At 61.7% G+C, this 19,428-nt stretch carries 15 protein-coding genes; 11 read left to right on the top strand and 4 right to left on the bottom strand.

Features of this window, described 5'->3' with window-relative positions:
• Nucleotides 1-43: 43 nt before the first annotated feature.
• A complete protein-coding gene (locus ATN37_RS23710; protein ID WP_058038355.1) occupies nucleotides 44-934 on the bottom strand; it encodes a LysR family transcriptional regulator in 891 nt (296 codons plus the stop codon).
• 124 nt (nucleotides 935-1,058) lie between these two features.
• Between ATN37_RS23710 and ATN37_RS23715 the strand changes: the two genes are divergently transcribed.
• From ATN37_RS23715 to ATN37_RS23730, 4 genes are all read left to right on the top strand, one after another.
• A complete protein-coding gene (locus ATN37_RS23715; protein ID WP_218695685.1) occupies nucleotides 1,059-2,426 on the top strand; it encodes an NAD(P)/FAD-dependent oxidoreductase in 1,368 nt (455 codons plus the stop codon).
• Between the two features lie 49 nt (nucleotides 2,427-2,475).
• The gene (locus ATN37_RS23720; RefSeq protein ID WP_003943227.1) at nucleotides 2,476-3,228 is read left to right on the top strand and encodes an IclR family transcriptional regulator; all 753 of its coding nucleotides are present in this window, start codon (nucleotides 2,476-2,478) and stop codon (nucleotides 3,226-3,228) included.
• A gap of 98 nt (nucleotides 3,229-3,326) precedes the next feature.
• Nucleotides 3,327-4,517: a 4-hydroxybenzoate 3-monooxygenase gene (locus tag ATN37_RS23725; protein ID WP_218695686.1), complete on the top strand. Its 1,191-nt coding sequence runs from the start codon at nucleotides 3,327-3,329 to the stop codon at nucleotides 4,515-4,517.
• 322 nt (nucleotides 4,518-4,839) lie between these two features.
• Nucleotides 4,840-5,709: a TIGR03619 family F420-dependent LLM class oxidoreductase gene (locus ATN37_RS23730; RefSeq protein ID WP_218695687.1), complete on the top strand. Its 870-nt coding sequence runs from the start codon at nucleotides 4,840-4,842 to the stop codon at nucleotides 5,707-5,709.
• A gap of 44 nt (nucleotides 5,710-5,753) precedes the next feature.
• Here the strand turns inward: ATN37_RS23730 and ATN37_RS23735 are convergent, their stop codons facing one another.
• Both ATN37_RS23735 and ATN37_RS23740 read right to left on the bottom strand, forming a co-directional pair.
• Nucleotides 5,754-7,076 carry a ClC family H(+)/Cl(-) exchange transporter gene (locus ATN37_RS23735; protein ID WP_218695688.1) on the bottom strand — a complete coding sequence of 441 codons (1,323 nt, stop codon included), beginning with the start codon at nucleotides 7,074-7,076 and terminating at the stop codon, nucleotides 5,754-5,756.
• Nucleotides 7,077-7,190: 114 nt separating this feature from the next.
• Nucleotides 7,191-7,811 carry a LysE/ArgO family amino acid transporter gene (locus ATN37_RS23740; RefSeq protein WP_003943198.1) on the bottom strand — a complete coding sequence of 207 codons (621 nt, stop codon included), beginning with the start codon at nucleotides 7,809-7,811 and terminating at the stop codon, nucleotides 7,191-7,193.
• A 75-nt stretch (nucleotides 7,812-7,886) separates the two neighbouring features.
• Here ATN37_RS23740 and ATN37_RS23745 point away from each other — a divergent pair, with 75 nt between their 5' ends.
• The 5 genes from ATN37_RS23745 to ATN37_RS23765 all read left to right on the top strand — a co-directional run bounded on the left by ATN37_RS23745 (nucleotide 7,887) and on the right by ATN37_RS23765 (nucleotide 15,073).
• A complete protein-coding gene (locus ATN37_RS23745; protein ID WP_218695689.1) occupies nucleotides 7,887-8,780 on the top strand; it encodes a LysR family transcriptional regulator ArgP in 894 nt (297 codons plus the stop codon).
• Between the two features lie 132 nt (nucleotides 8,781-8,912).
• Nucleotides 8,913-10,385 (top strand): class I adenylate-forming enzyme family protein, encoded by a 1,473-nt coding sequence (locus ATN37_RS23750; protein WP_054826947.1) that lies wholly within the window; start codon nucleotides 8,913-8,915, stop codon nucleotides 10,383-10,385.
• 85 nt (nucleotides 10,386-10,470) lie between these two features.
• A complete protein-coding gene (locus ATN37_RS23755) occupies nucleotides 10,471-12,318 on the top strand; it encodes a DUF3556 domain-containing protein (RefSeq protein ID WP_064075024.1) in 1,848 nt (615 codons plus the stop codon).
• Complete coding sequence (locus tag ATN37_RS23760) at nucleotides 12,315-13,748, top strand: NAD(P)/FAD-dependent oxidoreductase (RefSeq protein ID WP_218695690.1); 1,434 nt, start codon at nucleotides 12,315-12,317, stop codon at nucleotides 13,746-13,748. The genes ATN37_RS23755 and ATN37_RS23760 overlap by 4 nt, the downstream gene beginning before the upstream one ends.
• A gap of 35 nt (nucleotides 13,749-13,783) precedes the next feature.
• On the top strand, nucleotides 13,784-15,073 hold the full coding sequence (locus ATN37_RS23765) for a CdaR family transcriptional regulator (protein WP_218695989.1): 1,290 nt from the start codon (nucleotides 13,784-13,786) through the stop codon (nucleotides 15,071-15,073).
• Nucleotides 15,074-15,170: 97 nt separating this feature from the next.
• Here ATN37_RS23765 and ATN37_RS23770 read toward each other — a convergent pair whose 3' ends face one another.
• Nucleotides 15,171-16,475, bottom strand: a complete 1,305-nt coding sequence (locus ATN37_RS23770; RefSeq protein ID WP_218695691.1) for an HNH endonuclease signature motif containing protein — start codon at nucleotides 16,473-16,475, stop codon at nucleotides 15,171-15,173.
• 116 nt (nucleotides 16,476-16,591) lie between these two features.
• On the opposite strand from ATN37_RS23770, the gene ATN37_RS23775 reads away from it, so the two are divergent.
• Nucleotides 16,592-17,899: an SWIM zinc finger family protein gene (locus ATN37_RS23775; protein ID WP_308125231.1), complete on the top strand. Its 1,308-nt coding sequence runs from the start codon at nucleotides 16,592-16,594 to the stop codon at nucleotides 17,897-17,899.
• On the top strand, nucleotides 17,896-19,380 hold the full coding sequence (locus ATN37_RS23780; RefSeq protein WP_218695692.1) for a DUF5691 domain-containing protein: 1,485 nt from the start codon (nucleotides 17,896-17,898) through the stop codon (nucleotides 19,378-19,380). Before ATN37_RS23775 ends, ATN37_RS23780 begins: the two co-directional genes overlap by 4 nt.
• The last annotated feature ends 48 nt before the right edge of the window (nucleotides 19,381-19,428 follow it).

Below are 19,428 nucleotides of genomic sequence, written 5' to 3' on the forward strand. Positions count from 1 at the left end.
GGACCACGTTGCTCCGTGAGGGGAGTCGATCGCCATCGCACTTTCACTCAGTGAAAGACGGATTCATGGCGTCCTTGAGCGCTTGGATCAGATCGGCGAACTCGGTCGAGTGGGTGGCGCCGCTGCGGGTCACTCCCGAGACGGGAATTCGCAAGCGGCCGTTCGATTCTCGCATGAAGCTGATGCCGGCGCGTGGAGATTCGCCTGCGGTGATCGAATACAGCAGGGTCCAGGCGCGCGGGTTGGTGATCACGTCCAGCGTGGCTGTGTGATCGCTCGGAATTGCTGGGCCCAGTTGGACGCGTCGATCTATCTCGCGGAACGCGTCCTCGACCACCTTGTGAATGAGCACCTGGCTTTGGCGCGGCGGCAGGAGCAGGGGGTATGCGGCCAGATCATTGAGGTCGACGCTTTGCTGGCCGGCCAGGGGGTGCCGGCTCGACATTACGACCAGCAGATCTTCGACGCCGAGATCCAAGGGTTCGAGTCCGGGGCGGTCGACGCCGCCGCGAATCAGCGCGATGTCGGCGTCACCGGAGGCCACGGCGTCCATGCGGTGGGCAAAACTCTTGATGACGAACTCGACGTCCAGGTCCGGATGAAGTTCGCGCACGTGTGCGATGGCGTCCAGCGTCTGAGCGGCGAAGCTCATGTTTCCGGTGATCCGGATCCGGGCTCGTGGGTCGCGTGCGACGGAGTAGGCCATCGTTTCGAGGCTGAGGACTTGCTGCGCGATGGGCACGAGTCGCGATCCTGCCGGGGCAAGGCGAACGGCTCGGGTCGAGCGTTCGAAGAGTGTCGCGCCAAGCTCCTTCTCCAGTCGGGCGACCTGATGGCTGATCGCCGACTGCGAGATGAAGCAGCGCTCGGCAGCGCGACTGAAGCTCAGTTCCTCGCTCACGACGAGGAAGTACTTGAGTTGGCGGAAGTCCATGAGGACAGCTTACTTATGAGCAATCGAGATAACAGTCTTGCGAATACTCCAGCTAGCTGGACCCGACCCATGATCAGTCCATACCGTAATAGTCATACTTTCAATTTGGTTGAGGAGATTTGTTGTGGATAGAACAGCTGCGGGTCGCGCTGACATCGACGCGACTGGACACGAGCAGACTCAGGTAGTCATCGTCGGTTCGGGATTCGGAGCCCTCGCCGCGGCCAAGACCCTCGCGAAGTCCAAGACGCCGTTCGTCCTCATCTCCGCCACCACCGAGCACCTCTTCCAGCCGCTGCTCTACCAGGTGGCGACGGGCGTTCTGTCGGCAGGCGAAGTTGCTCCGCCCATCCGCACGATCCTGCAGAAGTACCCCAACGCCGACGTGCGTCTCGGTCGCGTCGTCGAGGTCAACGCCGAAGAGAACACCGTCGTCTACGAGGCTTCGGGCACCCGCCACACTCTCGGATGCCGCTCGCTCATCGCAGCCACCGGTGCCACCCAGGCGTACTTCGGTCATGACGAGTTCGAAAAGGTCACCTACAAGCTCAAGACCGTCGAGGATGCCGAGGTCCTGCGTAAGCAGATCCTGCGTTGCTTCGAAGAGGCTCACACCACCAACGACGCGCTGGTTCGCCGCAACCTGCTCAGCTTCGTTGTCGTCGGTGCAGGCGCGACCGGCGTCGAGCTCGCCGGACAGATCAAGGAACTGGCGCGTCGCTACTTCGCCAAGTCCATCAACAACATCAGCGCCGACGAGGTCACGGTCACCATGGTCGAGGGCGCGGGCGTTGCGCTTCCGGCCTTCGGCGGCAAGCTCAGTGAGTACACACAGGCCTCGCTCGAGAAGTCGGGTGTTGAGGTTGTTCTCAACACTATGGTCACCGCCATCGACGAGCACGGTGTCACCGTCTCTTCGGCAAAGACCAAGGAAGAGAAGCGCATCGACGCCGAGACCGTCATCTGGTCGGCCGGTGTTCGCGCCAACGACTTCGCAGCAGTGCTCGGCGAGGCGACCGGTTGTGAGAGTGACCGTGCAGGTCGTCTGCTCATCAATCCGGACTTGACCGTCGGCGGGTTCGCCAACGTCTTTGCCATCGGCGACATGACTTCGCTGAACGGTCTGCCGGGTCAGTCGCCCGTTGCAATGCAGGGTGGCCGTCATGCAGCGAAGACTGTGAACGGAAAGGTCAAGGCCGGAACGCCTTTCAAGTACTTCGACAAGGGCAGCATGTCGATCATCAGCCGATTCAGCGCTGTGTGTCGCGTCCGCAAGGTCGAGTTCAAGGGCACGATCGCCTGGTTCATGTGGCTGGCCGTGCACGTGATGTATCTGGTGGGCTTCCGCAACCGGTATGTCGCTGTGATGTCGTGGTTCGGTTCGTTCATCGGTCACCGTCGTCCGCACTTCCACTACGCGCAGGAGCCGATGAAGATCGAGGCCACGCCGCCGGTGACCGAACGCGAACCGGAGTTGGCGCACTCCGCGTAGCTCCGCACCGCCTGAACACGTTTCGCCTGATGTCAGTCACACTGTGTGAATGGCATCAGGCGAGCGTTCGTTGATCGGCCGGGCATTTATCGTGCTCGGTGCCTTCGACGCGAAATCGCCGCGGTTGACGCAGTCGGAGATCAGTCGTCGCAGCGGCTTGCCTCTGCCCACCGTCCACCGACTGTGTGGGCAGTTGGTGGCTGAGGGCGCACTCGAGCGTCGGAGTGACGGCAAGTACCAGGTCGGAGTCCGGTTGTGGGAGATCGGCGCTCTTGCTCCCGGCGCTCACGGCCTACGGCAGGTGGCGTTGCCGTTCCTCGAGGACCTGTACGAGGTCACCCGAGAGAACGTGCAGTTGGTCGTTCGTGAGGGCACCGAGGCTCTGTACCTCGAGCGCTTGTCCTCGCGTAGCGCCGTCACCGTGGTCGGCCGTGCCGGCGGAAGATTGCCGTTGCACGCGTCCAGCGGTGGATTGATTCTCCTCGCTCACGGCGGAACCGAGCTTCTCGACGACGTCCTTCGCGCCGGCCTCGAGTCGTTCACTCCCAAAACCATTACTTCCGAGCGGATTTTGCGAGCAACTCTCGACGAGATCAGGCGCGCCGGATTCGTGGTCTGTCGTGAGTATCTGAACGTCGGAACCCTTGCCGTCGCCGCTCCTGTCCGCGAAGCCGGGGGCAGTGTCGTGGCAGCGGTCTCGACAGTTGTTCCGGTGGAGCAGGATCCGGCTCCTTTACTGCCGGCGTTGGTCGCGGCCGCCCGTGGAATATCACGCGGGCTTGGTAGCGGTGGGTTTCGATAGCTCGTTTCGGTCTTTCACTGAGTGAAATTGCAGCTGTTCAGAGGAGTGATCGTGGTCGAGGGTGGTCTCAATCGTCACTCACCTCAGGAGCTCTCTGTATGTCTTCTTCACGCACCCAGGTCGGAATCGTCGGTGGTGGTCCCGCCGGGTTGATGCTCTCGCATCTGTTGCATCTGAAGGGAATCGATTCGGTTGTCCTGGAATGCCGCACCCGCGAAGAGGTAGAAGGCACCATTCGTGCCGGCGTGCTCGAACAGAACACGGTTGATCTCATGGTCGAGACCGGACTCGGTGATCGACTGAAGCGGGAGGGCCTCGAACATCACGGAATCGAGTTGCGATTCGGTGGACGAGGGCACCGAATCGCGTTCGACGAACTGACCGACGGGCGAGCAGTCACGGTGTATCCGCAACACGAGGTGCTCAAGGATCTGATCGCGCGGCGTCTCGCTGACGGCGGGGACATTCGATTCGGAGTGTCCGACGCGCAAGTACACGATCACGAATCGGATCGCCCGAGTATCACTTTTGTCGACTCGGACGGAAATGATCAGAAGCTTGAGTGCGCCCTGGTGGCCGGTTGCGACGGTTCACGCACCGGAACGCGAAAGCTGATTCCCGAACCGTCGATCCGAACGGATCATTTCCGCCAGTATCCCTTCGCGTGGTTCGGCATCCTGGCCGAGGCGCCGCCGTCGTCCGAAGAACTGATCTATGCCAACCATGAGCGCGGGTTTGCGCTGATCAGCACACGGACGCCCGAGGTACAGCGTCATTACCTTCAGGTCGATCCGGACGACTCCGTGGACAACTGGTCCGACGATCGAATCTGGGACGAGCTGCACATGCGCGTCGACGGTGAGGGGGCGGAGATCAAGGACGGCAAGATCTTTCAGAAGTCGATCCTCCAGTTCCGCAGCTTCGTGTGTGAGCCGATGCAGCACGGCAACCTGTTTCTTGCCGGGGATGCGGCGCACACCGTGCCGCCGACCGGCGCGAAGGGAATGAATCTCGCGATCGCCGACGTTTACGCACTGGCGAAGGCAATGGACGGTTTCTTCACCTCGTCCGACCGAAAGATGCTGGACGGGTACACCGAAACGGTGTTGCCGCGTGTGTGGCGGACGCAGCACTTCTCGTGGTGGATGTCGTCGATGCTCCATCGCTTGCCAGACGACAGCGGTTTCGGGCATCGCCGACAGTTGGCCGAGTTGGACATGGTCACGCGTTCCGTGGCGGGACGAACGCTGATCGCCGAGAACTACGTCGGAACTCCCTTGCATCAGTAGGCCGATTCGCAGGTTGCACGGTGCGAAATCAGGGGGAGTGGGGTGCCAGGTGTCACCAGGACCCCGAAGTTCTTGGTATGTGTCCGCCTGGCGGGAAGCCGCCGAGCCGAAGTAGCGGGAGCTTTGTAACCTCGAACACGTCCTTGTCCAACCGAGGGTGGCTGATGCTTCGACCGCACTGCGGGGGAGTTGTCGTATGACTGAGCGTTGCAAGAAGTGACTGTTCAGGATCCACTGTCTCCCAAGCCGATCGGTGCGAACCGACTTCGAGCTCATCGAGGCACTTCAGTCGCTCCGGTCAACTGAACAGAGGGATCTTCCGATGAAGTTCAGCCTCGCCGTGGCGATGATTCCCCTCTCTCAACTCGTTGCATTTGCGAAAGTGGCCGAAGAATGCGGCTTTTCTTCGATCACGATGCCCGACTCACTGTTCTTTCCCGAGCGGGGCGCTACCGGGTATCCGTATACCGCTGACGGTGTGCGGATGTGGGACGCGAAGACACCATTTGTAGACCCCATGATTGCCGCGGCCTTCATGGGACCCGGAACGTCGAAGATTCGCTTTTATCCGCAGGTGCTCGAGCTCAGCTCACGCAATCCTCTGCTGCTGGCAAGCCAGGTGGGGTCGGTCGCGAATCTGACAGGAGGCCGCTTCGGTCTCGGGGTCGGTGTGGGCTGGGCGCCAGAGGAATTCGAGTGGTGCGGCGCTTCCCCCAAGGATCGAGGCCCGCGAGTCGACGAGATGCTCGAGGTACTGCGACTGGTTCTAGGCGGCGGTATGGTCGAACATCACGGCAAGTTCTTCGACTTCGACAGGCTGCAGATGAGCCCGGCGCCGGTCGATCCCGTCCCCATCTACATCGGAGGACATTCCGCGGCCGCATTGCGCCGTGCAGCGCGAGTGGGTGACGGTTGGACCTCGGCTACAGTCTCTTTCGCTGATCTGCAAGCTCTCATCGCGAGGATCGGCGTCCTGCGGGTCGAGTACGGGCGCGCCGAGTCCCCGTTCGAAATTCAGGCCGTCTGCGCCGATCGCTTCGGTCTCGACGGCTCCCTGGAACTGGCCGATAGCGGAGTGACGGAATCGATCGTCATTCCTTGGGCCATGTACGGCCTCGGGTTCGACTGCGACCTGGAAGCGAAGAAAGATGCGGTACGCAGGTTCTCCGAGGAAGTCATCTGCAAATTCTGAAATTCACGTAGCGCACCCGTGCTGCAATGACCCGTGTGCGGGGATCAATCCGTATGCGGGCGTTGCGGCTCCAACATCCGTTCGCGCAGACTGTCGTAGATAGGTGCCGACCCTGCCGACCTGGTGACGAATACCGCTGCCGCAGTGGCAGCGAGCATCGGGACCAGCGTCGACGTCACCGCGGTCATTTCGACCACGATCACGATGCCGGTGAACGGTGCGCGTACTACGGCGCCGAAGAAGGCCGCCATACCGACGGTGGCCATGGTGACCGTGAGCCCGGCGTCCACTCCGGGCACGAAGCTCGACAGTCCGGTGAAGATCGACCCCCAGAGCGCGCCGAGAGCGAGTAAGGGAGCGAACAGTCCGCCGGGAGTTCCAGCGGCATACGAGAGCGGGCCGGTGAAGAACCGAACCACCAAGTACAGCAGCAGGATCGGCAGTACGAAGGTCCTTCCGCCGACGATCATCTGTGCAAGAACGTCGCCGCCCCCACTGGCCAACGGGTCGAGGAACAGCGTCAGGCCGATGACGGCGCCGATCGTTGCGCCGATGACAGTCGGTGGGATCTTGTCGAGCCGTGCCACGATGTCGAGTAGTCCTAGAATCAGGCGGTTGTACGCAATACCCAGTAGCCCCGTGAGGATTCCGAAGACGACGAACAGTGGCAAGAGTGCAAGTTGAGGTGTCGGCACGGTGCCGACCTCGAAATCGGGTTGATCACCGATGACGATCCGTGCACAGCCCACCGCCACTGAAACACCGAAAAGCGTTGGCAGCACGGTGCGCAGCCGGAACGAGTGCGTCACCTCCTCGCAGACGAACAGTGCTCCCGCGATCGGCGCGTTGAATGCGACAGCGAGTCCTGCTCCGGCCGCGGATGTTTGCAGCATGGCGACGTCGGGTTCGGTGAGGCGGGCTCGCCGTCCCGCTTCTGCTCCGATCGCCGCACCCATGTGTACGGTGGGGCCTTCACGACCGAGAACCAGACCGGAGCCGATCGCCAAGAGGCCGCCGATGAATCTGGCGGGCACGAGATTGATTCCCGGCGGTTTCGCTTCACCGCGGGACACCGCCTCGACGTGCTGGATGCCGCTTCCCTTTGCGAGGGGCACTCGTCTGACGATCAGTACGGCAAGTACGGTGCACAGGGCCACCAGGAGGACCGGCACGAGCCACCCGACGTACGGAACGTGATGCGCCCAGTTCACGATCGCCTGACGAAGTTCGTCGGCCCTGATCAGACACCAACGGAACGCGCCGCCGACAAATCCGACCCCGACGCCGGCGACCGCAGCGAGTAGACACAGCAAACCCAGTCCGCGGTTGGAGTCACGCGGTTCGGTGCCGCCATCGTCCTCGGTCATCGTGATCAGCCCTACCTGATGGTCACAACTCGCGACAGGTGAATTGAGCTTCCTCACCTTGGACGGTAACCCATCGCGCTACCCGCAGGGTCGGATCGAGGTTGTGCAGCCTGGTCACAATTCGACAAGCAGGCTGATTCCGAGAACCGCCATCATCACGGCGATCAGAGCATCGAGAACCCGCCAGGCGTTGGGTTTCGCAAAAAGCGGCGTCAGCAGACGTGCGCCGTAACCGAGGGCGCCGAACCAGACCACACTTGCCGTGATGGCACCGGCGGCAAACCACCAACGTCCGATCTCGCCGCGACCGTTGGCGATAGAACCCATGAGCACGACGGTGTCGAGGTACACGTGTGGATTGAGCCAGGTGAGAGCCAATGCCATCGTGACGGCGGCAAGCCTCGACCCGTTGCCATGTCGATCCGGTGCCAACGTCTGGGGGTGAAGTGCCCGCTTGGCGGCGAAGAGCGAATAGCTGAGGAGGAAAACGGCGCCGGCGATACGAACGAACGTGATCATCGACGGTGCGTGTTCGAGGAGGGTCCCGATTCCGCTGACGCCCGCGAGGATCAGAATTGCGTCTGACAACGCGCACACTGCGACGATCGGGAGTACGTGCGATCGCGTCAGGCCTTGACGAAGAACAAACGCATTCTGGGCGCCGATTGCGACGATCAAAGACAGTCCGACCCCGAAACCGACGAGGGCCGACGCAGGGTCGTTGGTGCTGAGCATGTTGTCGAGCCTGCCGCGCAGATATCATTCAGTCCAGCTAATGATTCTAAGGACACATCAGAGTAGCTTCAGATTATGTTGGATTTCGAGCAACTGAGGGCATTGCACGCCGCGGTCGACGAGGGAACCTTCGAGGCGGCGGCGCGGAAACTACACATCACGCCTTCGGCGGTCAGCCAACGAATCAAAGGTCTCGAGACCTCGGTTGGCCGGATCCTGGTGCAGCGCACCAAACCCGTCCAGGTCACCGATTCCGGGAGAGAAGTCCTGCGTCTTGCACGTCAGATAGACGCTTTGTCGCGTGACACCGTGCGAGAGCTCGGCCTTGAAAATGGTTCAGGGATGTTTGCGCGTGTCTCGATCGCGGTCAATGCCGATTCGCTGTCCACCTGGGTTCTCGGGGCCCTCGCGGAGTTCACGCAAGAAGTCAGTTTCGATTTTCATCTCGACGATCAAGACCACACCACCGAACTGCTGCGCGACGGTTCGGTCATAGCTGCCGTCACGTCTGTTGCGTCACCGATTCAAGGGTGTACCTCCAGTCGGTTGGGCATCATGCGGTATCGGCCGATGGCGAGTGCGGAGTTCTGCCGTCGTTGGTTCGCAGACGGTGTCACGGCCGAATCCCTTTCGGAGGCGCCGCTGGTGGTGTTCAATCGCAAGGATCTGCTGCAGGATCGGTACCTCGATCAAAAGGTCGGCCACCCCGCCGATCCGCCCCGTCATCTTGTTCCTTCATCGGCAGACTTCGCGGACGCCGTCAGGCGGGGATACGGCTGGGGATTGATACCGGACCTGCAGCGCGGCGACGACGATCGCTCCGGCGTGCTGATCGGATTCGATCCGGACTTCGTGGACGACGTTCCGCTGTACTGGCAGCAGTGGAAACTGTCGTCACCTGTCTTGCGCCGGATCTCCGAGGTGGTGACCAGACGCGCCCACGAGGTGTTGCATCAGCCGTCGAACTGATGCATACCGTACGTGTGGTGTTGTGCTCAGGGAACAAAGAACCTGGACAAGTTGATCCCCTGGGACCGTTTCTTCGGCCGCAGGACGCCGATAGTGTTTTGAGTCACACACGAATGAAAGGTGCTGACTCTCGTGGCGAACATCGGATATCTGGCTTGGGATCTTGCAGAGAAGTACGGGCAGAAGCCGTGCTTGCGGGACGACCACGTCGAACTCACGTATGAAGAGTTCGCAGATCGCACGGAAGCTGTTGCCGCGCAATTGGCTGGACTCGGAATCGGCCTCGGTGACGTGGTGGCGATCATGCTGCCCAATCGCGTCGAGTTGCTGATCGCGATCATGGCTGCCTGGCGCATCGGTGCTGCCGCTACACCCATCAATCCGATGTTCACCGCGAACGAAGCGGACTACCAGATCGCGGACTCCGGGGCCGAGTTGGTCATCACCGCCACTGCCGACGCACCCTCGGGCGGCCGCGCAGTGTTGGCCGTCGAGGATCTGGCGACAGTGCCGCCGACCGATCCCCGACCCGGAATCGATGTTGCAGCAGACGATCTGGCGTTGCTCATCTACACCAGCGGCTCCACCGGACGGCCCAAGGGAGTGATGCTGACTCATGCCAACCTGCAGTTCATGGCTTCGTCGATGGGCAAGAACATCGGTGTTACCGGCGCGGATCACTGCCTGCTGATTCTGCCGCTGTTCCATGTCAACGCGATCTGCGTCAGCGTCTTGACGCCCTTACTTGTCGGCGGACAGGTGAGTGTCACCGGGAAGTTCTCGGTTTCGAGATTCTTCGACGACGTCGCGCGGCTTCGCCCCACGTATTTCTCGGCGGTGCCGGCAATCTACGCGATGCTGACCTCACAGCCGGAAGACCCTTCGATCGACACGTCGTCCTTGAGGTTTGCCGTGTGCGGTGCGGCGCCGATCAGCAAGGAACTCCTCGAACGCGCTGAGCAGCGTTTCGGTTTCGTGATCGTGGAAGGTTACGGACTCACCGAGGGGACCTGTGCGTCGGCCTGCAATCCTGTGGACGGCGTGCGCAAACTCGGTACGGTCGGCCCGGCGTTGCCCGGCCAGCAGATTTCCATTCTTGCCGAGGACGGAACCTTTGCGCCCGCCGGGACTGCCGGAGAGGTGGTCATCAAGGGTGGCAACGTGATGCGTGGCTATCTGGGTAAGCCGGAGGAAACTGCGAAGACCGTCAAGGATGGTTGGTTGCATACCGGTGACGTCGGAGTCCTCGACGAGGACGGCTACCTGACCCTGGTCGATCGCATCAAGGACATGATCATCCGTGGGGGAGAGAACATCTACCCCAAGGAGATCGAAAATTCGCTCGCTACACATCCTTCCGTGCTCGAGGCAGCCGTCATCGGCGCTCCGCACCAGGTCTACGGAGAGGTGCCAGTTGCCTATGTCGTTGCCTACCCCGATGCACCCGTCACCGAAGACGAACTGCTCGAACATGTCACGGCCTTGCTCACCCGAGTAAAGGTGCCAGTGGCGATCTACGTCGTCGATGCGCTTCCCCGAAACCCGGTGGGCAAGATCGACAAACCTGGAATGAGACGAGCTTTGAGCGCAACTCCCGCTCACTAGTCACTTCCCCGTAATACCAGCACAGCTCGACGACGTCCGTCGAGTCGATCCGTCATGCCCACATTCCGTATTTCAGGAGCACATCATGGGATTCAAAGAAGGAAACTTCCCTCCCGTCGATCCGGCAACGTTCATGGACAAGCCGTTTCTCGAGCGTCTGCGTGACATGTCCACGCACTGGGTGGATTACGGCTTCGGTACGCCGAAGATGGTCCACACCGTCTACATCATGAAACTGTTGTTCCTTTACCTGGCAGCTGGAACAGCCGTTGCCACTTTGACTTCCGGCCTCTCGTGGTTCGACATCGGATCGTGGTGGAACCAGCCGATCGTCTACCAGAAACTCATCATCTGGACGATGATGCTCGAGATGCTGGGCTTGGCAGGATCCTGGGGACCGCTCGCCGGCCACTTCAAGCCGATGACCGGTGGAGTTCTCTACTGGCTCCGCCCCGGCACGATTCGTCTGCCACCGTGGCCGGGCAAAGTGCCGCTCACCTCGGGTGACACCCGCACGGTGTTCGACGTCTTCATCTATGCCGCCGCAGTCGCCAATCTCCTTGTTGCCGCTGTTCTCCCCGGTGTTCACACCACAGGAATCGATTCGGCAATCGCTGACAATGCCGGACTGGTGCGCCCAACGGTCTTGTACTCCTTCCTGGTACTCATGGTGATTCTCGGGTTGCGGGACAAGGTGCCCTTCATCGCTGCCCGTAGTGAGCAGTACCTGCCGGCGATCTTCTTCTTCACATTCCTGCCGTTCGTCGACATGATCCTGGCGCTCAAACTGCTGATCGTCATGGTGTGGATCGGTGCCGGTGTCTCGAAGTTCGGTCGCCATTTCTCGCTGGTGGTTCCTCCGATGCTCAGCAATACCCCGTGGATCCCGTCGAAGAAGATCAAGCGCGCCCACTACCGGAATTTCCCGGAGGATCTGCGGCCTTCACACCTGGGCGGCGGCGTCGCACACGTGGCCGGAACGATGGTCGAAATCGTCACCCCGTTGATACTGCTGTTCTCGACGAACAAGACCCTCACGATCCTCGCCGTGATCCTCATGGTCGGATTCCATCTGTTCATCGCGTCGACCTTCCCGCTTGCCGTCCCACTCGAATGGAATCTTCTGTTCGCCTACGCCTCGGTCTTCCTGTTCCTGGGATTCCCGGCATGGGACGGCTACGGACTCGGCGCCATGTCCTCACCGTGGATTACCGCGGGAATTGTTGCAGCCCTTGCCTTCTTCCCCATTCTCGGAAACCTTCGACCCGATCTGGTGTCCTTCCTGCCGTCGATGCGTCAGTACGCCGGCAACTGGGCATCCGCGACGTGGGCATTCGCGCCGGGCGCTGAAGCCAAGATCGACCAGTTCATCAAGCGTCCGTCGCCGGATACGCGCAATCAGTTGATGACGATGTACCCCGAAGATGTGTCCGATGTCGTTCTGCATCAGCTGTTGGGCTGGCGTTCCATGCACAGCCAGGGGCGTGCGCTGTTCTCTCTGATGATCAGGCACCTCGGCGACGACATCAACACGTACTCACTGCGGGAAGCAGAGTTCATGTGCAACTCCATCGTCGCCTTCAACTTCGGTGACGGGCACCTGCACGACGCGAAGTTGATCGCAGCCATTCAGCGTCGCTGCAATTTCGCACCCGGTGAGTTCCTGGTGACCTGGATCGAATCGCAGCCCATCCACAAGGGAACGCAGGAGTACCAGGTGATCGATGCCGCTCTCGGTGTCATCGAACGAGGTACTTTCAAGGTCGCCGACGCAGTCGCCGAACAGCCGTGGTTGCCGAACGGGCCCATTCCGTTCGACGTTCAGTGGACACTGGACGTACGGGCCGACCGCGCGGCAACGGATCCGCAGGTTGTCTCCGAACCGAAGATGCGTACGAGGGTCAGCGGTAGCGAGCAAGAGGTGAGTAAGTGACAAAGGCCGTAGTCGTCGGCAGCGGGCCCAATGGGCTCGCTGCCGCGGTACACCTCGCACGTAGCGGTGTGGACGTGCAGGTGCTCGAGGCTGCCGACCAGATCGGCGGAGGCACCCGCTCCGGTCCGATCGACGTGCCGGGGTTGATCCATGATCACTGCTCGGCGTTTCACCCGATGGGTATCGGCTCGCCGTACCTGTCCAAGCTGGACCTCGAGCGATACGGGCTGATCTGGAGATGGGCAGAGGTGGACTGCGCGCATCCGCTCGACAACGGGGACGCCGGGGTTCTGTACCGCTCGCTGGAGCAGACGGCTGCGGGACTCGGCGCTGACGGGCCTCGATGGCAACGCATGTTCGGTGACTTGTCGACTGGGTTCGATGCGCTGGCGTCCGATCTGATGCGCCCGATCGTCAATGTTCCGCACCATCCGCTGCGGCTCGCAGCTTTCGGTCCGCGAGCGCTGCTTCCGGCAACGGTGACCGCCAAACTGTGGAAGACGGACAAGGGGAAGGCGCTGTTCGGTGGGGTTGCCGCACACGCCTTCTATCCACTCAACCGTCCGGCCACCTCGGCGGTGGGACTGATGATCACTGCTGCTGGTCACCGCTACGGTTGGCCGGTTGCCGAGGGAGGTTCGCGGTCGATCACCGACGCGATGGCTGCGATGCTCCTCGATCACGGCGGCAAGATCGACACCGGCGTTCGGGTTCGTACGGCCTCCGAGATTCCGGACGCCGATGTTGTTCTGCTGGATGTCAATCCGGGGGGTGCGCTCGAAATTCTGGGCGATCGACTCCCTGGTCGAGTGGCGAGGGCCTATCGAAAGTTCAAGCAGGCTCCCGGAGCATTCAAGGTCGATTTTGCGATCGAAGGTCATGTGCCGTGGACCAATCCGGACTGTGGTCGGGCCGGAACTGTGCATCTGGCAGGTGGTTTCGACGAAATCGTGGCCGCTGAGCGTGAGACGAATTCAGGCCGTATGCCGGACCGGCCGTTCGTGCTCCTAGGTCAGCAATACCTGGCTGATCCCACCCGATCTGCCGGGAACGTTCATCCGCTGTATGCCTATGCGCACGTGCCTCACGGTTACGCCGGCGACGCTACGGAGGCGATCATCCGTCAGATCGAGAGGTTTGCGCCAGGATTCCGGGATCAGATCGTCGCGACATCGAGCAGTGGTACAGCTGACCTGGCACAAGACAATCCGAATCAGGTAGGCGGCGACATCATCGGAGGTGCCAACACCGAACTGCAGGTTGTCTTGCGTCCGCGCGTCGCAGTCGATCCGTACAGCACGGGGATCGCGGGCACTTACCTGTGCTCGGCCTCGACCCCGCCGGGTGCCGGAGCACATGGAATGTGCGGGTACAACGCAGCCGAATCGGCTCTGAAGTACCTGCGACGAAAGGGTGCGGAAGTTCTGTGAGTAGTCCATCGCACAAGGAGCGAGGCGCCGGTGCGATGCGGCGCCTCGCCCGAGTGCCTGCAGCCGCGGAGCCGGAAGTGCTTGCGGTGGTTGCCGAGTTGGCACGACGACTCGACGAGCGCAGCGCCGACATCGCGCGTGAGATGGCCTTCATGATGGCTCACGAAATCGACCAATTGGATGCAGACGCCAAATTGCTCGAAATGCTCGAGGCCAGCGTGCAGGGAAACATCACGACGATCATCCACGTATTGGCCAACGACATTCCGATCGATCATCTCCAACCCACCACTGCTGCAGTGGAATACGCTCTGCGTCTGGCGCAGCGGGATGTCCCGTCCAACTCCCTTGTCCGGGCCTATCACATGGGCCAAGGCGATCTGATGCGGATCTGCCACGACGAGATCAGCACACTGGATATTCCGGCGCGACTCACTTTGGCTGTCCTGAAACATACTTCGGACGTGGTCTACAGCTACATCGACTGGATCACGCTCTACGTCTTCGACGCGTACGAGCGGGAACGCAGTCGATGGATGGCAGCGCAGGGAAACCTCCATTCGGCCGCAATCCACGCCCTCCTGTCCGGCGCCAACGCAGATACCGCTGCTTTCGAAGCGGAGACCGGGTACCGCCTCGGTCAGAACCACGTCGCCCTGGTGGTCTGGTCGACGTGGGATGCCGACGTCATGGGCATCAATACGCTGGACCGACTCGTACGTGATCTCGGCGCAGCGGCGGGAGCGGACAAGCCGCCGATCATCACCGCCATCGATCGACGCACGGTGTGGGCGTGGCTGCCGTTCGGTCGCCGGGTGCCTGCGCCGGATCCGGAGTTTCTCGCGGCGGCAGTGCCGTTGGACGGCGGGGCGCGGGTGGCAATCGGACTGCCGGGGTCAGGGGTCGACGGTTTCAAACGGTCCCACGAACAGGCAACCGCCGCCTATTCGGTTGCTGCCGTCCCGGATACACCGCAGCGACCTGTGGTGAGCTTCGGAGACCGCGGCGTCGCTGTGGTTTCACTTCTCTCCGAGAACATCGATTCGACGAAGTCATGGGTCTGGGAGGTGCTTGGCCCGTTGGCGGAAGATACGCCCTCTGCTGCATCCTTGCGGACGACGTTGAGTGTGTACTTTGCACATGGTGAAAGTCATCTGCACACTGCCAATCACATGAATCTGCACCGGAATACGGTGAAGTATCGCATCAACAAGGCGCTCGGCGATCCAGTTGCTGCCGGCCGAGACAAGTTGGATCTTGCTCTGGCCCTGCAGGTTTGTGAGTTGTTGGGCAGATCGGTCTTGCGCCCGGCCAAATCGTCGTGAGTCGTGGATGCGACACGGCCTGTGGGCTCCGTATCGGGTTTTGATGTCCGATGCGGAGCCTGGCCGTGTTCTGTTGTCGCCAAAAATGTTTGACCCCTCAGGTTTTGAAGGTGGTGTTCGCCGGCCTGGGTTGCTGTCCGGGGTCGATCGAGGGCGGCGGGACGAACCAGGGTTTGTTGTCGGCGCCGATTCGGATTTCCCATTTGCCGACGAACCCGGATTTGCGGTGCATCAGTCGGTGATGTGAACGGCACAGCAGCACCAGGTTGTTCATCACCGTCGGGCCGCCGTTTGCCCAGTGCCGGATATGGTGCGCATCCGTCCAGGCGGGCACGCATGTGCAGCCCGGGAAGGCGCAGCCTTTGTCTCGGGCGATGAGGGCGACGCGTTGTTCGGCGGTGACCAACCTCTTCCCTGGTTGCGCATCCAAGGGCGCGCCGTGATCGTCGAGCAGGACGGTGGAGAGGAAGCAGTCGCACCCGAGGAGTCTGGTCTGTGACACGGACAGTGGTCCGAGCCAGGGCATGTGCCCGACATCAAGATCCGACAGAGACTCTTCACCATCAGCAGTGGAGGGTGTGGCGGCGCAGTCTCGATGCTCAGCGAGATCATGGGCATTGATGTGCACGTTCACGTGCGGACGTTGGCCACCGTCTTTGCCGGTTTTGGCGCAGTCGAGGTACCGGCGGATCAGTTCGGTGAACCCGTCCGCGGTCCGCTTCGCTGCCGACCGGGCGTCGGGGGTTCCGTCCGGTGCCGGGGTGGGCATCGTCAGATTCGACAACGCGGAGAGCAGCATTTCGCCGGTGAGGGCGTCGAAATCGCCGCGCACCACCACCCGACCGTTCAATGTCGAGGCGATCCGCAACTCGTTCCGGTCGACATCTTCGGCGGGCGGGATCTCATCGGATTCGAACAACCGCTCCAAGGTCGCGATCACGTTCCGCACCTTCGTCGTCGTCGCCTCCACACCCGACGCAGCAGCGAGCAACAAATCGATGCACTTCGGGAGCGCCTCCTCCGGCATCCCCTTCGGTGGTGATTCACAGAACGCCACGATCAACACGGCATGATCGAAGGAGCAATCCCCGCCATCGAACCGAGCCGCCACCGCCGGAAACGGCCGCAAAGCCGCACCCAACGCGGCGATCTTCTTCCCGTCCCGAACCTGCAGCATCGTGTTGGCCGCCAACCAGGACCCCACTCCGCGGCTCGCAATCACCTGATCATCGGGACGCAACGACAACTCGTCCACCACCGCCACCCGCACAGCCTCGAGACGCAGAATCTCCGCACTCGCCTCGACAGCAGCGGTACGCAACTCGGCAGCAGACAACTGCCACAGGCGTCCGCGTAACCCCACCGCAGAACCAGACACCACATCCGACAACAAGACACTCATTGAATCCCCCGATCCCCTCCCCAAATCATATTCGAATATGTGTTCGAGTCAAGAGGTTATTCACCAACGAATCGGCCTGACTCTGTGATGTCAGCGGGTTGTCATACTGTGGTCGAGTGACTTCGCCGTGGACAGCTGGGCAGGTGGCGTCGGTAGCTCCGGACGCCGCATCGCTGGCCGCTGCGCGCAAGTTGGCTGGTTCGTGGAGCCATGCCGGCAACAGGGGTCTCGCGCTCTGGGGGCTGTGTCAGGGCAGCGGCTCGAAGCCGTATCAAGCAGTGGTCGACCTGCGGGGCCCTGCATACAAGTGCTCGTGCCCCAGTCGAAAGTTTCCGTGCAAACATGCTCTGGGGCTGTTGGTGGAATGGTCGGAAGGGCGTGTGCCGTCGGCGGACGAGCCCGCCGACTTCGCGGCAGAGTGGTTGTTGCGCCGCGAGGAGAAGGCCGAGACCCGCGGCGAAAGGGCTGAGACCGGCGACGAGGCTCCCAAGAGGGCTCCCGACCCGGCGACAGCGCTGAAGCGCGCCGACCGCGTTGCGAGCGGTCTCGTCGAATTGGACCTGTGGATCACCGATCAGATTCGCAGTGGTCTGGCAGCGATGGACACATCCTGGGCGGGCTTCGACGCAGTAGCTGCTCGAATGGTGGATGCTCAGGCGCCTGGTGTCGCAGGCACACTTCGAGCCTTGGCGGGCACCGTTGCGTCTACCGAGAACTGGCCCGAGAAAGTCCTCGACGAGTTGGCTCGGTTGCACCTGCTGGTTGCTGCGCATCAGAAGCTGTCCGAGTTGCCGGAAGATCTTGCCCATTCGGTGAAAGCACACGTCGGCTATCCGGTCTCAACCGAGAGTGTGATGGAATCGATTCCGGTGAAAGAGAACTGGATGATTCTCGGTTCCGGGATCACCGAGGAGAAGCGACTGTTCACCCGAACGGTGTGGATGCTCGGCAGGAATTCAAAGCGGTGGGCCATGCTGCTCGACTTCTCCCACGGGTCACCCAATTTTGCCACCGAAACGCCGCCAGTCGGGTTTCTGCTCAACGCCGATGTTCATTTCTATCCCGGTGCCGCGGCATTGCGGGCGCGGATAGGGGTCACGCACGGAGAACCGGAGCCCTTCACAATCATGCCGTTCGGAAGCATCGACACTGCGTTGCAGCAGTTTACCGATGCCCTCGCCGCGGATCCATGGTTGCGCTCGTGGCCGGCAGTGATCAGTTCGGTGGTCCCGTCGTTCGTCGACGGATCATGGTTTGTCGTCGACGAATCGGGCACAGCGCTTCGGGCAGAGGGTGATTCGGATCTTCTGTGGAAGTTGCTCGGCATTTCCGGCGGTTACCCGGTCACAGTCTGCGGAACGTGGAACGCGCTGGCTCTTACTCCGATCTCGGTTTTCACGGGAGGGCAGGTGATCGTGCTGTGAGTACATTGATCTCAGCGGCGCTCCTTGGGACAGCCAGAACAGCAACAACATTCGAGGAGCTGCCGACTGAAGTGCGTGGCTACGCTCGCGAACTCGACGGCGATCCTGCCGAGATGCTTCTCGCAGGAGTAGCGTTGGAGAGGGCGTACCGCCGTGGTGGTGCGGGCTCCACCACGGCGGCGGTGCCGACACCTGCGCCAGACGATGTTCGATTCACGCTGCCGGAATCCTCATCGGCGCATCTGCTGTCGATGCTCGCGGCCAAGGCGACCTTGCTCGACGAATGGTTCGCAGTCGCGTTGGAGCACAATTACCGTGCGCCTGATCATCTGGTCGCCGAGTTGCTTTCCTTTGCACGTGCAAGTGAAGCTCACCGGGAGAGCATCCTGCAGATTGTCGGCGAGCGTGGTCGATGGCTTGCCGCGCAAAACCCCGAGTGGAGCAAACTCGTCCGAACCAGGGATGCCAACCCGGACGTGTGGCGTCACGGAAGTTCGTCGCAGCGCACACAGTGGCTGATAGACACTCGTCGAACAGATCCCGCGCTGGCGCTGGCCGAACTCCGAAAGTCCTGGGGCACCGAGCGGGGCGAACAGAAGGCTGCCTTCGTCGCGGCGCTGGCAAACGGACTGAGTGCGGATGATCAACCATTGTTGGAGGAAGCCCTCGACGACCGTCGCAAGGACGTGCGACGCGCGGCAGTGGAAGTACTCGGACAACTCCCCGAATCGGAGTTCGGGGAGAGAATGGCTGCTCGGGTTCGGAAATGGGTGCGGGTGGAAAGGAAACTCGTTCGGTCCACGCTCGTCATCGTCCCGCCTGAGGAAGTCGATTCAGCGGCGAGGCGAGACGGCATCGAAGACCGGCCGAATCCACACACCGACTATCGTGCCGAGTATGTGCGTCAGGCGATCAGTTCTGCGCCGTTGTCTCTGTGGAACAACATGATCGGTGGACCAGGCAAGGTCTTGGGGATGAGCGTTGACGAAAGCTGGGAGCCGATCCTTCACGACGCGTGGTCCACCGCCGCAGTCGCGCAGAACAATACGGAATGGGCGCTGGAACTCTTTCGTATGCGCGGCACCGCCACCGATCGACGCGTGCTCCCGTTGGTGCCGGCCAAGGCGCTGGCTGATCTGTTGAGGTCCGGAAACGGCGACGCCAATGTTCTGCACCCGGGCCGGGCAGCGATCTACGACGCTCTGCGAGGTCCATGGCCCGAGGACATCACCCGGGCAGTGGTGGCCCAGTGGGAACGAGTTGCGGCCAGACGTGCCGACGGAGGCGCCAAGGCCGGCGAATTCTCACGCTACAAGTACGTCGCATCGCTGCGCCTGGCCGAGACTCGATTTCCTTACAGCGCAGTAACTTTGCTGGAGCGTGCTGCGGAACGTGCACGTGACCCGGACTGGCGGCAGACCTTCGCCAGAACTGCCAGTGCCATCACCCACCGCAAGACTCTGCTCGAGGAGCTCAAGTGACTGACAGCGTAACCGTGCCCACCACGGAACCGGAAAAGCTCGCGCAAC

Source organism: Rhodococcus sp. MH15 (genome assembly GCF_019266045.1).
Lineage (GTDB): Bacteria > Actinomycetota > Actinomycetes > Mycobacteriales > Mycobacteriaceae > Rhodococcus_F > Rhodococcus_F qingshengii.

Coding starts and splice junctions, on each gene's coding strand:
- ATN37_RS23710 (WP_058038355.1), bottom strand. CDS start 934: ATGGACTTCCGCCAACTCAAGTACTTCCTCGTCGTGAGCGAGGAACTG.
- ATN37_RS23720 (WP_003943227.1), top strand. CDS start 2,476: ATGGCATCAGGCGAGCGTTCGTTGATCGGCCGGGCATTTATCGTGCTC.
- ATN37_RS23725 (WP_218695686.1), top strand. CDS start 3,327: ATGTCTTCTTCACGCACCCAGGTCGGAATCGTCGGTGGTGGTCCCGCC.
- ATN37_RS23730 (WP_218695687.1), top strand. CDS start 4,840: ATGAAGTTCAGCCTCGCCGTGGCGATGATTCCCCTCTCTCAACTCGTT.
- ATN37_RS23735 (WP_218695688.1), bottom strand. CDS start 7,076: ATGACCGAGGACGATGGCGGCACCGAACCGCGTGACTCCAACCGCGGA.
- ATN37_RS23740 (WP_003943198.1), bottom strand. CDS start 7,811: ATGCTCAGCACCAACGACCCTGCGTCGGCCCTCGTCGGTTTCGGGGTC.
- ATN37_RS23745 (WP_218695689.1), top strand. CDS start 7,887: ATGTTGGATTTCGAGCAACTGAGGGCATTGCACGCCGCGGTCGACGAG.
- ATN37_RS23755 (WP_064075024.1), top strand. CDS start 10,471: ATGGGATTCAAAGAAGGAAACTTCCCTCCCGTCGATCCGGCAACGTTC.
- ATN37_RS23765 (WP_218695989.1), top strand. CDS start 13,784: ATGCGGCGCCTCGCCCGAGTGCCTGCAGCCGCGGAGCCGGAAGTGCTT.
- ATN37_RS23770 (WP_218695691.1), bottom strand. CDS start 16,475: ATGAGTGTCTTGTTGTCGGATGTGGTGTCTGGTTCTGCGGTGGGGTTA.